We start from the raw sequence: 12,122 nt of genomic DNA on the forward strand, positions 1-12,122 counted from the left end.
ATCTGGTTGCGTTGCGGGCGAGAAACAGGCACAAAAAGGGAACAAGAAAAGCGGCAGGAGAGCAGATGCCCCAGGAATGGCGCGCACGGATGGCGATGTGGCTGGCCGACACTGCCCTGCTGCAGCTGTGGCTGGCGGTGGCTGTGGTTGCATTGGCGCTGCTGCTGCTCGTCCATGTCCTGTCGCGGCGTCGGCTGGCGGCAGCCCGTGCAGATGGCGACTGGCTACGCGGCGAAAACCGCAGGATGGAAGAGGACCTGTCGCGTCAGGCCGCCACGATTGCCCGGCTGGAACCCGAATTGAAGGCCGAGGCGCAGGCGGCGCGCGAGCAGAGCTTGCGGGCCGGGCAGCTGGATGTCCGGCTCGAGGCGCGCGAGGGACGGCTGGCGGAACTGAATGAGGAACGGGACGGGCTGACCGACGCGCTGCACCAGGCCCGTCAGCAGGCCGCGCGGCTGGAGAATGAACTGGGGCAGCTGCGTCTCGCGGCCGAGAAGGATCGCGAGACAGCGGCGCGCGAGATTGCCACCTTACGTGAATTGCGCGAGGAAATGTCAGGCAATTTCAAATTGATGGCGCAGGAAACCCTGCGCGTTCAAGGCGCCGACATGCAGAAGGTCCAGGGTGAACAGCTGAACGCCCTGCTGACCCCCTTCCGCGATCAGGTGCATCGCTTCCAGACCGAATTGCAGGCCAGAAACAAGGTGTTGGACGAGGAAGGTGCGAGACTACGCGAACAGATCGAGGGTCTGCACCGCCGGTCGGAGGAGATCAGCCGCGAGGCGGTGGAATTGACCCGGGCGCTGAAGGGCGAGAAACAGCGTCAGGGTGCCTGGGGCGAGATGATCCTGCAGCGGATCCTCGAGGAATCAGGGCTGCAGGAGGGCACGCATTACCAGTTGCAAAGCAGTTTCCGCGACGAGGGCGGTGGCTTGTGGCGGCCTGACGTGGTGGTGCGGATGCCCCGTGGCAAGGTGCTGGTCATCGACAGCAAGGTCTCGCTGAACGCCTATGAGCAATCGGTGAACGCCACCGAACCTGCCGATCGTGAGGCCGCGCTGAAACGTCATGTCGCCGCCATCCGCGCCCATGTGACCGCACTGTCGGACAAGGGCTATGATGCCATGGACGATGCCTCGGTCGATTACGTGCTCATGTTCATCCCCATCGAGGGTGCCTTCTCCGAGGCGCTGCGGGTCGATCCCGATCTGGCCAGCTTTGCACTCGACCGCCGCATCGGCCTTGCCACGCCCACCACGCTGATGCTGACCTTGCGCACGGTCGAGCATATCTGGATGGTCGAGCGGCGCGAGACCAACGCGCTTGAAATCGCCCGCCGCGCCGGGGCGATCTATGACAAGGTCGCCGGTTTCGTCGACAGCATGGAGGCCGTGGGCAAGTCGCTCGACGCGGCCGGCAATGCACATCGGCAGGCGATGGACCGGCTGTCGCGCGGCAAGGGCAATGTCATCAGCCATGTCGAGAAGCTACGGGTGCTCGGCGCACGGGCGCAGAAGCGCATCGGTCTGGACCATGATGGCGAGCCGGATGAGGAACTCGGCGGCGGCGAATTGCCCGCGCCCGAGGACCTGCCACGCGACGCGGCAGAATGAACACCACCTTCACCCTGCGCACCCATGGCCCGGCCTGCCACGATTTTACAAGGCAGGTCGCCAACTGGCTGGCAGAAATCGAAGCGGGCGAGGGGCTGCTGACGCTGATGGTGCGGCATACATCCGCCAGCCTGCTCATTCAGGAAAATGCCGATCCGGATGTGCAGGTCGATCTCTTGGGCTGGCTCGACCGGATCGCGCCGCCGGGCGATCATCCGTCGATGGGCTGGATGCGCCATACGCTGGAAGGCCCCGACGACATGCCGGCGCATCTGAAGGCCGCCGTGCTGCCGGTCAGCCTGCAAATCCCGGTGGTCAGGGGACGAATGCGGCTCGGCACCTGGCAGGGGATCTACCTGGTTGAACACCGGACAGCGCCGCAGACCCGGGAGGTCGCGGCGCTGTTTCTGCCGATGACGGGTGCTTAGTCGTCGAGGACGAAGGTCACCATCATGTTGACCCGGAAGCGGCTGATCTGGCCGCCCTCGCAATCGACCGACTGCTCCTTGACCCAGGCGCTCTTGACGTTGCGCAGGGTATCATTGGCCCGCTGCAGCCCTTGGCGGATCGCATCCTCGAAGCCCTTTTCCGAGGTGGCGGAGATTTCGGTCACACGTGCAATGCTCATAACAATCCTCCTTGCATGTGCCGACCCAACGTCCGCCGGCAGCATCGGGTTCAGCCCGGCGCGCGGCTTTCGCGCCACAGAATGCCTCGGCTGCATCTTGTGGGCTGTGGATAAGGCTACCCAAGCCCTGCGGGCGGTCCTATAGTGGCTGCGGATCGCGACCGAGGGGGACATACCGGAATGCGCTGCCCGTTTTGTGGAAACAACGACACGCAGGTCAAGGATTCCCGTCCCGCCGAGGACAACGTCGCCATCCGCCGCCGCCGGCTCTGTCCGGCCTGCGGGGGTCGCTTCACCACCTACGAGCGGGTGCAGCTGCGCGATCTGGTCGTGGTCAAGACCAATGGCAAGCGCGAGGATTTCGACCGCGACAAGATGGCCCGCTCGATCCGCATCGCCATGCAGAAGCGCCCGGTCGAGCCCGAGCGCATCGAGCAGATGATCTCGGGCATCGTGCGGCGGCTGGAAAGCACCGGCGAGACCGACATTTCCTCGAAGGTCATCGGCGAGATCGTGATGGAGACGCTGTCGCGGATCGACAATGTCGGCTATGTCCGTTTTGCCAGCGTTTACAAGAACTTCCAGGACGCCGGCGATTTCGACAAATTCGTGGCCGAGCTGCGGCCCAATACCGAAGAGTGAGCCGGGCCGAGGACGCGCGCCACATGGCCCATGCGCTGCGCCTGGCGCGGCGTGGCCTGGGCAATGTCTGGCCGAACCCGGCCGTGGGTTGCGTGCTGATCCGGGATGGCCACGTGGTCGGGCGCGGCTGGACGCAACCCGGCGGGCGTCCCCATGCCGAGCGGGTTGCGCTGGATCAGGCCGGTGCACTTGCCCGCGGTGCGACCGCCTATGTGACCCTGGAACCCTGCGCCCATCACGGCCGCACGCCGCCCTGCGCCGAGGCGCTGGTGGCGGCGGGGGTTGCGCGCGTGGTCAGCGCCATGACCGATCCCGATCCGCGCGTGGCCGGGCGCGGCCATGCGATCCTACGCGCGGCCGGCGTTGAGGTGGAGGAAGGGGTGCGCGAGGCCGAGGCCCGGGCGCTGCAAGCCGGCTTCCTGTCGCGGATCGAACGTGGGCGGCCCTGGCTGGTGCTGAAGCTCGCTGCCAGTTTCGATGGCCGCATCGCCACGGCGACGGGCGAAAGCCATTGGATCACCGGGCCGGCGGCGCGCGCTCATGTCCACGGACTGCGGCTGATGAGTGACGCGGTGATGGTCGGCGGCGGTACGGCACGCGCCGACCGCCCCTCGCTGAACGTCCGCGGCTTTGGCGCGGTGCGCCAGCCGGTGCGGGTAGTGGTGTCATCCGGTGATCTGCCCGATCTGCCGCCGGAGGGGCCGGATTTCGGGCCGCTCTGGCAGGTCTCGGGCGATCCTGCAGAGCTAATGGCCGACCTTGGCGCGCGCGGGTTGACCCGCGTCTTCTGCGAGGGTGGCGGGGTTCTGGCGGCCTCGCTTCTGCGCGCCGGGCTGGTCGATGAACTGATCGGCTATACCGCCGGGGTGGTGCTGGGCGCCGAAGGCCTGGCCTCGGTCGGGGCGATGGATCTCGCATCGCTGGCCGATGCACCGCGTTTTCGGCTGGTCGAAAGCCGCCGCATCGGCGCCGACTTGTTCCACCGCTGGCTCAGGGCTTAGCGCCGCCAGAGCCAGGCATGACCGGCCAGCGCGCCCTGCGCCTTGGCCAGAAGGCGCAGCGCCGGGCCGCCGCGCGGGGCATCGGGATCGGCGAGACGCACCAGCGCGGTTTCCGGCGGGCAGGGCAACCCGCTGACCGGGTCGAGATAGCGCGGATAGGCGATCAGCACGGCATGGGCCAGCGCGGCGAGGCTGGGACGGGCCTGCCGCCGGTCGGGGATGTTGCCCAGATCGCGGGTCAGGCCCCAGCCGGCATAGAAGGGAGCGCCGAGGGTCGTGACGGGCACCCCACGCAACAGCGCCTCGAACCCCAGCGTCGAGGTGATGGTCCAGACCTCGTCGACCTGGTCCAGAAGCGCGACCGGATCGGCCTTGCGGGCGACGTGATCGGCGAGGCGGGCCAGATCGACTTCGGCGATGAGACCGGGGCGCAAGCCGGCCTCGACATCGGGATGCGGCTTGTAGATCAGCCTTGCATCCGGGTTCTCGGCGCGGGTGCGCTCCAGCAGTGCGAGGTTGGTGCGCTCGGTGCCAGCGCCAAGGCGGATCGAGGCGTCATCCTCGACCTGACCGGGCACGAGGATCAACCGTCCGGGACCGTCGGGTAGCCGCGCGGACGCTCCCGCGAGATTGTATTTCGACAGCCGCGCGGCCCGGATGGCCGCGACCAGCGCCACCGCCCGCGCTTCGCCGTCCGGTGGCGGGCCTTGGGCGATCAGCCCTTCCAGCCGGCTTTCGCGCGTCGGGTCGTAATAGATACCGAGATCATCGGCGACCAGCGACAGCGGCGGCGTCAGTTCCGCGCCGAGGCCGCGCGAGCGCAAAAAACCGTCCTCGACCCGGATCGCCTGTGGAACCTCGTCGGCGCGGTTGGCCCAGGCCAGCGTGACCTCGGGGCCGGGGGTCTTGGTGAAGCGGACGCCTTGCCCATCGCCAAAGGCGCGGGCGATGAAGGGACGTTTCCAGAGCCGCATCCCGTAGGCCAGATGGCCCGCGTGGTCCTGACGGAAGGCGCGGGCCTCGGCCTCGATCTGGTTCAGCGCGCCGTTGAAATCGGTCAGCCGGTCAAGGCAGGGGTCATACCATGTGGGCGCCAGCAGGTGGCTCGCGGCGAACAGCGCCTCGCGACTGGCACTGCCGCGCGGTGCCGCGGTTTCGTCATGGGTCAGGCCCCAACCCGCATAGAAGGGCGCGCCGAAAATCCGTGGGCGGTGGCCGGCCAGCAGCGCCTCGTAGCCAAGCTGGCTGCTGATGGCATAGACGGCATCGCCATTTTCGACCAGTTTCCAGGGCGAGACGGGGCCATCACTGAACGCGTCGCCGGGTCGCAGGTCATCGCGGGTGAAATGGCCGGGTCGCAACCCGGCGGCGGTTTCGGGATGGCTGCGGATCAGCACCGGCTTGCCCGGGTTCTCGTCGCGCGCTGCCGCCAGCATCTGCAGGAACTCGGCGCGCCCGGCGCCCAGCAGCGAGGCATCGCCACGGGTCTGGTCGATCACCAGCACATAGCCGGCGCGGGGCAGGGGGGCACCCTGCAGATGGGCGTTGTATTTCGACAGGTCGGCGGCGCGAAGGCGGGCAATGGCCTCGGCGGCACGGTCCTCATGTGCCGCGCCTTGGGCCACCAGCGACGTGATCAGCGACGGGCGCGACGGGTCGAAATGCAGCCCCAGCGGGTCGATCAGCAAACCGACCGGGCCACGCCGGCCAAGCGGCGTCTTGCTGCGCCCCGGCAGGACCGAGCGCAGGAAGGCATCTTCGACGGTTACAATCGGTGCGCCCCGGCGCGCTGAGACGGCGCGGCCGCGCCATGCGGTGGGCGAGGCCCCCCAGATGCCGACCGGATCGCCGGGACCGGGCAGGCCGGCGGTGATCTGCCAGCCGGCCAGTGCCATGATGCGCTTCAGGCGTGGCCGCAGCCAGAAGCCGCCATTGTAAACAAAAAGCCGCCGGACGATTGGCCCGGCGGCATCTTGGCCGGTCGATGGCATCGGCGGTTTATTCGCCGATGCTGGACAGGCTGTCGGCAGTCGAAGCGCTGCCTGTAATGGCCGAGAGCGTCTTCTGCCACTGCACATAGGGTGCCTCGGTGACATAGACGGTATCGCCGTCCCGGATCAGGAAGTCGCGGGCGAGGAACAGACCGTTCGGACGGGTCAGGTCCAGCACATAGGCCATGCGCTGCGTGCCATAGACCGGCTGGCCCAGAACCTGGCTTGCGACCGATTCCGGCTCGTCGCGCAGCACGAACACGCCCGTCGGATCGGCGAGACTGGACGCGAGACCGCCGACCATCGCGATGGCCTCGATCGCGTTGATCGTCTCGTTGCCAAGCGGAACGCGGGTCTGGCCGCCAAGCGCGCCAAGGGCGGTGAAGCTGCGCTGGTCCTCTTCGACCAGAACGATGTCGCCGGGGCGCAGGGCGATGTCATTGGAGGGCGAGGACCACAGCTCGGTCATGCTGACCTTGCCGGCCTCGTTGCCGCGCTTGACGGTGACCACCGCAACCTCGGGTTCGATCGACACACCGCCGGCGCGCGCCAGCATCGCCGAAAGGGTGCGGGTCGGCCGCTCGATCGGATAGACGCCCTGCGACATGACCTTGCCGATGACCGAGACGGTGGCGCCGTCGCCGGCCACGCGGGTCACGGTGACCTGCGGGTCGGGGGTCTGGGATGAGAGCCGGTCGGTGATGGTCTGGCGCAGCCGGTCTGGGGTGCTGCCCGCGGCGCGGATGGTGCCGGCATAGGGCACGAAGATGTTGCCCGAACTGTCGACCTGGATCTGCTGCAACTGGGTCGAGCTGGCGCCGAGCGAGGCCAGAAGCCCGTCATCGACGTTTTCCCAGACCGCGATGCCCAGCACGTCGCCCGAGCGGATTTCGTCGGCACCAACGGCGCTGGCCGCCTGGAAGGCCCGGGAGAACCCGTAGGACGGCGCGAAATTCGCCGTGCGGGTCACGTGGTTGTTGACGTAAATGATATGCGCATCGCCGCCCCGTTCGACCGAGCCGGCGTAAATTTCACTTTTGCTGGGACCAGAGCGGGGCAAACCGCAGGCGGCAAGGGCGCAGACTGCAGCCATCATGGCCAGTCGCAGCATGCCACCGCGGCCCATTCTCGGAACTGTCACCTCGAGATACTCCTGTAGTCAGTTGATTCCCCTCTTGGTGGGGGACGCTTGCCGGGAAGACTAGCGACAGTCTCCCGGCATTGCCATCGTTTTAGCCGCTCAGACCAGTTGATCCGCAAGCTGTTGTCGATGTGCCGCACAGCCGTCAGCCAGCGCCTCATAGGGATCTGCGGGGGCCAGCATCATGTCGACGATGTGACGCAGTGCCGGGGCCCGGGATCTGGCGGCGTAGAAGCCACCGGGGATCTGGCTGGTATGCAGCAGGTAGGACCGATAGGTGCGATAGGCCCGGCTGCTGGGCGGTTGCGGGTTCTTGATGAACTCGCCGATCGACTGGGGTGAAACCAGCTCGGGCTTGTCATAGACGCCGCGTCCCATGACCTTGACCGGCAGTCCGCGCCACAGCGCCTGCTGCGCAGCGGTCGAGTTCACCGTGATCGCGGCGCGGGCCTGGCTGAGCAATTGCGCCAGCTTGCCGCCGCGCAGGTAATGCACCCGGTCGCTGATGCCCAGTTCGGCTGCCTTGGCAAAGATGTTGCGCCGGTTGCGCGAGCGGCCATCCTCGAGCGGATGGGCCTTGAAGACCATGTGGTGATGCTGCGCCGCGCTGCGGGCGAATTCCGTCAGGCATTCGTCGGTGAATTCCTTCATCCGGTCATAGGAGGAATGGGCGCGGAAACTGGAATCATGCTCCAGCTGCATCAGCACCAGATGATAGGGGAAGCCGCCGCGGCGGATCCGGCGCGACTCGATCCAGCTCTGGATCATGAACAGCGGGCTGAGCAGCAGCTTGCGCAGCTGCAGATGGAATTCCTCCATCACGCTGATCTCGCGGTGGCTGCGATAGCCAGGGTATTTGCGGTTCGCGACCAGCACCAGGAAATGGTAGAAGGCGCCGTAGAACTTGTGCTGGTTCACGTCACCCCAGCGCGCCGGCGGACGCAGGGTCTCGTCATCGACATCCTTCAGCGCGTCCTGCATCTCGGGCAGGTCGATCTGCATCAGCCGCGAATGGCCGTTGGAACCGCCCCGCTCGTAGGTGACCCAGTAGGGGCGCAGATAGCCCTCTTCGACCACATGCAGCGTCAGGCCGTGCAGGCGCGCAGCAGCGCGGGCGGCGGCATGGGCCGGGCGCACATCGCCGTAAAGCACGATGTCGGTGATGCCGCGTTCGGCGATGATGCGTTCAAGATGCTCGGGCCAGGTCTGGATCGGGCCGGCATGGCGGATATAGCGCGCCTTGTCGGACCAGAAGAATTCGTCACCGGCATTGAAACCTGCGCGCCAGACGGTCGCCCCGGCGGCGCGCAGCTGTTTTCCCAGCCTGTCGAAGAAGGGACCATGCGGCCCTTGCAACAGCAGGAATGTCCGTGGTTCGTCCGGTCCGCGCCGGCCAACGGAGAAGATCGATTCTATGTGTTTCTGATACATCTGCCCTGTGGAACCAAACTGGAAAACCGTAAAAAGGTCCGGAGGGCAGGCGGGCATAAACGCCGATCCGGGGTACAGGCTTTAAGTTGCATGGAAGCGATTTCAAATCCAGCCGCTCTGTCGCAAAACTGTCTAAAATGACAGGTTTGATGTGCAGATTTGCGGTGAATGCAGGTGCTTGAACGCCTTGGAGCAATCGCCTACCTCATTTTCAGCAAGCGAAGGCAGGGGTCAGGACATGTTCACGGGAATCATCACGGATATCGGCGAAGTACGCGTGGTCGAGCAGCGCGGCGACCTGAGGGCGCGGATCGGCTGTTCCTATGACATGGCCGGGGTCGATATCGGCGCTTCGATTGCCTGTGAAGGCGTCTGTCTGACGGTCGTCGCGAAGGGAAGCGACTGGTTCGATGTCGATATTTCGGCCGAGACCATCGGCAAGACCAATATCGGCACCCGCGACTGGCAGCCCGGCCACCGGCTGAACCTCGAGCGCGCGCTGCGCGTGGGGGACGAGCTGGGCGGCCATATCGTCAGCGGTCATGTCGATGGCGTGGCCACCATCGAGGAAATGCATGACGAGGGTGACTCGGTGCGCTTCACCTTTGCCGCGCCGCCCTCGCTGGCCCGCTTCATCGCCTCCAAGGGGTCGGTGGCGCTGAACGGAACCTCGCTGACCGTGAACGAGGTCGAGGGCAACCGCTTCGGTGTGAACATCATCCCGCACACGCAGGAGGTCACCACCTGGGGCGATGCGGCGGTGGGCGACGCGGTCAATCTCGAGATCGACACGCTGGCGCGCTATGTCGCGCGGTTGGCCGAGGCGGGCTGAGGGCGATGGGCGCGGGGATCGGGCATAACCGCGGGCCGGAGGTCGAGGGCGCAAGCTGGCGCGCGACCTGCTGGCGGCGTGCGCGGGCCGATCTACTGGGGCCGCGCCTGCCGGTCGAGGTGGTGCGCACCCGGGTGGCACGGGCCAAGGCGCTGGGGCTCGACTACAAGACCTATGCCGGCGTCCGGGCAACAACCGGGCGCGACCTGGTGGCCTTCCTCTTTTCCTCGAACGGGCTTGCGGTCTTCCGCGACAGCCAGTCACCTGATCCGCTGCGGGTCGCGCGGATCGCCGGACTGGCGGCCGACCGGCATCTGGGTGCCGCACCGGGACTGGACCCGGCGACGCTTGGCGCAAGGATCGGCGCGGTGTCCGCCCGTCCGCTGATGCCCTTCGGCACGAGCTGGACCGGGATGCGCGACGAGATGAAGGCCTGGCTGAAGGCCGAGGGCCTGCCCGGCGACGGGGTGCTGATGATCGGCGAAACCGAGCACGAGCGCGAGATGATGGCGGCGGGCGGGCTCGCTGGTTTTCTCAGCGGTCAGGATTACTTTGAAGGCAATCGCAGAAGCCTTTGACGCGGCGCAAGCTCTGGCTCTTTGCCGGGCCTTGGGCTAGACCGCAGGGCAGCAGCGTAGGGGCGAACCATGCAGTATGAAAAACCCGGCCCGGTCGAGCGTGACTGGTCTGACGCCATTTCCGGTGTGGAAGAGATCATCGATGACGCCCGGAACGGCCGGATGTTCATCCTCGTCGATCACGAGGATCGCGAGAACGAGGGCGACCTGGTCATCCCGGCGCAGATGGCGACACCGAACGCGATCAATTTCATGGCGACGCATGGGCGCGGGCTGATCTGCCTGGCGCTGCCGGGCGATCGCATCGACGCGCTTGGCCTGACGCTGATGAGCCCCAAGAACTCGTCGCGCCACGAGACCGCCTTCACCATGTCGATCGAGGCGCGCGAGGGCGTGACCACCGGCATCTCGGCCCATGACCGGGCGCGGACCGTCGCCGTGGCCATCGACCCGACCAAGGGCGCGGGCGACATCGCCACGCCGGGCCATGTCTTCCCGCTGCGCGCCCGCGAGGGTGGCGTGCTTGTACGCGCCGGCCATACCGAGGCCGCCGTGGACATCGCGCGACTTGCCGGGCTGAACGCTTCTGGTGTGATCTGCGAGATCATGAACGACGATGGCAGCATGGCGCGCCTGCCCGACCTGGTGGCCTTTGCCCAGAGGCACGGGCTGAAGATCGGCACCATCAGCGACCTGATCGCCTATCGCCGCCGCCACGACAACCTGATCGCCGAGCGGGCGCAGAAGGCCGTCCATTCGGTCCATGGTGGCGACTGGATGATGCGCATCTTCGCCGACGAGACCCGCGGCGCCGAGCATATCGTGCTGACCAAGGGCGATCTCTCGACGCCCGAGCCGGTGCTGGTCAGGATGCACTCGCTGGAACCCCTGCATGACGTGCTGGGCATCGGTCGCGAAAGCGCCGGCACGCTTGGCGCGGCGATGGAGGAAATCGGCCGCGAGGGCCGGGGCGTGGTGGTGCTGATCCGCGATCTGAACAACACCATCACCGTTCCGGGCGAGGCCAGCCCCAACACGCTGCGGCAATACGGGCTTGGGGCGCAGATCCTGTCGGCGCTTGGCCTCTGCGAGCTGATCCTCTTGTCGAACTCGGCACCGACCCGGGTGGTGGGGCTTGACGCCTATGGGCTTTCGATCCATTCCACCCGCCCGATCCCGAAGGACTGACCGCCATGGCCTCGAATACCGAACATCACCAGCTTGACCTGCCGAGCTTTGACGCCCCCGTGCGGCTGCTGATCGTGGTGGCCCCCTATTACAAGGCCATTGCCGAGGGGATGATCGCCGGCGCGCGCGCCACCGCCGAGGCGGCGGGTGCCACGGTTGACCTGATCGAGGTGCCGGGCGCGCTGGAGATCCCGACCGCCATCGGCATGGCCGGGCGGCTGGCGAATTACGACGGCTTCGTGGCGCTTGGCTGCGTGGTCCGGGGCGAGACGACGCATTACGACACAGTCTGCAATGACAGCTCGCGCGGGCTGACGCTGCTGGGCCTGCAGGGGCTGGCCATCGGCAATGGCATCCTGACGGTCGAGAACATGGCGCAGGCCGAAGTGCGGGCTGACCCCAACGGCCAGAACAAGGGCGGCGGCGCGGCGGCAGCGGCGCTGCACTTGATCGCGCTCAGCCGGAAATGGGGCGGCGGTGCAAAGCCGGGTGGCAAGCGCGATCATGACGTGATCCGGCTGGCCGGTGAGTTGGAAGGATCGGGCCGGGCATGAGCAGCGCACGATCAGACGAAAAGCGCGCGCTGAGTGCAGCCGCGCGCCTCTATGCCGTTCAGGCGCTGTTCCAGATGGAGGCGTCGGGCCAGTCGGCCGACCGGGTGCAGCGCGAGTTCCGCGATTTCCGCATCGGCGCCGAGGACGAGGGCGGGGTGCAGCCCGAAGCTGACGAGAACCTGTTCCGCCGCATCACCGATGACGCGGTGACCTGGCAGTCGCGGATCGACCAGTCGACCGACCGGGCTCTGGTGGCGAAATGGCCGATCGACCGCATCGATCCGGTGCTGCGGGCGCTGTTCCGCGCCGCCGGGGCCGAACTGGTGACGCCCAAGACCCCGCCGCGCGTGGTCATCGTCGAATATGTGAAACTGGCCGAGGCCTTCTTCCCCGAGGGCCGCGAGCCGAAATTCGTGAATGCGGTGCTGGATCACATGGCCCATTCCCTGCGCCCGGAGGCGTTTGGCTGAGGCCATTCCCCGGGACTTGCCGGCGGACGCAGCTGCGCCCGCCGGGCTATCCC

At 67.0% G+C, this 12,122-nt stretch carries 13 protein-coding genes; 9 read left to right on the top strand and 4 right to left on the bottom strand.

Annotated elements, in window-relative coordinates; genetic code table 11:
- Nucleotides 1-65: 65 nt before the first annotated feature.
- Both rmuC and CX676_RS04485 read left to right on the top strand, forming a co-directional pair.
- Nucleotides 66-1,613: a DNA recombination protein RmuC gene (gene rmuC / locus CX676_RS04480; RefSeq protein ID WP_101751556.1), complete on the top strand. Its 1,548-nt coding sequence runs from the start codon at nucleotides 66-68 to the stop codon at nucleotides 1,611-1,613.
- On the top strand, nucleotides 1,610-2,041 hold the full coding sequence (locus CX676_RS04485; RefSeq protein ID WP_101751557.1) for a secondary thiamine-phosphate synthase enzyme YjbQ: 432 nt from the start codon (nucleotides 1,610-1,612) through the stop codon (nucleotides 2,039-2,041). The genes rmuC and CX676_RS04485 overlap by 4 nt, the downstream gene beginning before the upstream one ends.
- Here the strand turns inward: CX676_RS04485 and CX676_RS04490 are convergent.
- Entirely contained in the window at nucleotides 2,038-2,241 is a 204-nt protein-coding gene (locus CX676_RS04490) for a dodecin family protein (protein ID WP_101751558.1), read from the bottom strand. The genes CX676_RS04485 and CX676_RS04490 overlap by 4 nt on opposite strands.
- 180 nt (nucleotides 2,242-2,421) lie before the next feature.
- Between CX676_RS04490 and nrdR the strand changes: the two genes are divergently transcribed.
- Nucleotides 2,422-2,883 carry a transcriptional regulator NrdR gene (nrdR, locus tag CX676_RS04495; protein WP_101751559.1) on the top strand — a complete coding sequence of 154 codons (462 nt, stop codon included), beginning with the start codon at nucleotides 2,422-2,424 and terminating at the stop codon, nucleotides 2,881-2,883.
- A gap of 23 nt (nucleotides 2,884-2,906) precedes the next feature.
- Entirely contained in the window at nucleotides 2,907-3,884 is a 978-nt protein-coding gene (gene ribD / locus CX676_RS04500) for a bifunctional diaminohydroxyphosphoribosylaminopyrimidine deaminase/5-amino-6-(5-phosphoribosylamino)uracil reductase RibD (protein WP_101754135.1), read from the top strand.
- Here the strand turns inward: ribD and CX676_RS04505 are convergent.
- From CX676_RS04505 to CX676_RS04515, 3 genes are all read right to left on the bottom strand, one after another.
- On the bottom strand, nucleotides 3,881-5,875 hold the full coding sequence (locus CX676_RS04505) for a capsular polysaccharide biosynthesis protein (protein WP_101751560.1): 1,995 nt from the start codon (nucleotides 5,873-5,875) through the stop codon (nucleotides 3,881-3,883). The two genes, ribD and CX676_RS04505, sit on opposite strands and share 4 nt — an antisense overlap.
- A gap of 7 nt (nucleotides 5,876-5,882) precedes the next feature.
- Nucleotides 5,883-7,001 (bottom strand): polysaccharide biosynthesis/export family protein, encoded by a 1,119-nt coding sequence (locus tag CX676_RS04510; protein WP_408634485.1) that lies wholly within the window; start codon nucleotides 6,999-7,001, stop codon nucleotides 5,883-5,885.
- 114 nt (nucleotides 7,002-7,115) lie between these two features.
- Nucleotides 7,116-8,372 (bottom strand): capsule biosynthesis protein, encoded by a 1,257-nt coding sequence (locus CX676_RS04515; protein ID WP_332872945.1) that lies wholly within the window; start codon nucleotides 8,370-8,372, stop codon nucleotides 7,116-7,118.
- Nucleotides 8,373-8,685: 313 nt separating this feature from the next.
- Between CX676_RS04515 and CX676_RS04520 the strand changes: the two genes are divergently transcribed.
- The 5 genes from CX676_RS04520 (at nucleotide 8,686) to nusB (ending at nucleotide 12,069) form a co-directional block, all read left to right on the top strand.
- Entirely contained in the window at nucleotides 8,686-9,279 is a 594-nt protein-coding gene (locus tag CX676_RS04520) for a riboflavin synthase (protein ID WP_101751562.1), read from the top strand.
- Nucleotides 9,280-9,284: 5 nt separating this feature from the next.
- Nucleotides 9,285-9,857: a hypothetical protein gene (locus tag CX676_RS04525; RefSeq protein WP_101751563.1), complete on the top strand. Its 573-nt coding sequence runs from the start codon at nucleotides 9,285-9,287 to the stop codon at nucleotides 9,855-9,857.
- 69 nt (nucleotides 9,858-9,926) lie between these two features.
- Nucleotides 9,927-11,045, top strand: a complete 1,119-nt coding sequence (gene ribB, locus CX676_RS04530; RefSeq protein WP_101751564.1) for a 3,4-dihydroxy-2-butanone-4-phosphate synthase — start codon at nucleotides 9,927-9,929, stop codon at nucleotides 11,043-11,045.
- Nucleotides 11,046-11,050: 5 nt separating this feature from the next.
- Nucleotides 11,051-11,599, top strand: coding sequence for a 6,7-dimethyl-8-ribityllumazine synthase (locus tag CX676_RS04535; RefSeq protein ID WP_101751565.1), 549 nt, complete (start codon nucleotides 11,051-11,053; stop codon nucleotides 11,597-11,599).
- On the top strand, nucleotides 11,596-12,069 hold the full coding sequence (gene nusB, locus CX676_RS04540; protein WP_101751566.1) for a transcription antitermination factor NusB: 474 nt from the start codon (nucleotides 11,596-11,598) through the stop codon (nucleotides 12,067-12,069). Before CX676_RS04535 ends, nusB begins: the two co-directional genes overlap by 4 nt.
- Nucleotides 12,070-12,122: the final 53 nt, after the last annotated feature.

The organism is Paracoccus zhejiangensis, from assembly GCF_002847445.1.
GTDB classification, from domain to species: domain Bacteria; phylum Pseudomonadota; class Alphaproteobacteria; order Rhodobacterales; family Rhodobacteraceae; genus Paracoccus; species Paracoccus zhejiangensis.

Coding starts and splice junctions, on each gene's coding strand:
- CX676_RS04510 (WP_408634485.1), bottom strand. CDS start 7,001: ATGGGCCGCGGTGGCATGCTGCGACTGGCCATGATGGCTGCAGTCTGC.
- nrdR (WP_101751559.1), top strand. CDS start 2,422: ATGCGCTGCCCGTTTTGTGGAAACAACGACACGCAGGTCAAGGATTCC.
- nusB (WP_101751566.1), top strand. CDS start 11,596: ATGAGCAGCGCACGATCAGACGAAAAGCGCGCGCTGAGTGCAGCCGCG.
- CX676_RS04485 (WP_101751557.1), top strand. CDS start 1,610: ATGAACACCACCTTCACCCTGCGCACCCATGGCCCGGCCTGCCACGAT.
- rmuC (WP_101751556.1), top strand. CDS start 66: ATGCCCCAGGAATGGCGCGCACGGATGGCGATGTGGCTGGCCGACACT.
- CX676_RS04505 (WP_101751560.1), bottom strand. CDS start 5,875: ATGCCATCGACCGGCCAAGATGCCGCCGGGCCAATCGTCCGGCGGCTT.
- CX676_RS04520 (WP_101751562.1), top strand. CDS start 8,686: ATGTTCACGGGAATCATCACGGATATCGGCGAAGTACGCGTGGTCGAG.
- ribB (WP_101751564.1), top strand. CDS start 9,927: ATGCAGTATGAAAAACCCGGCCCGGTCGAGCGTGACTGGTCTGACGCC.
- CX676_RS04535 (WP_101751565.1), top strand. CDS start 11,051: ATGGCCTCGAATACCGAACATCACCAGCTTGACCTGCCGAGCTTTGAC.
- CX676_RS04490 (WP_101751558.1), bottom strand. CDS start 2,241: ATGAGCATTGCACGTGTGACCGAAATCTCCGCCACCTCGGAAAAGGGC.
- ribD (WP_101754135.1), top strand. CDS start 2,907: ATGGCCCATGCGCTGCGCCTGGCGCGGCGTGGCCTGGGCAATGTCTGG.
- CX676_RS04525 (WP_101751563.1), top strand. CDS start 9,285: ATGGGCGCGGGGATCGGGCATAACCGCGGGCCGGAGGTCGAGGGCGCA.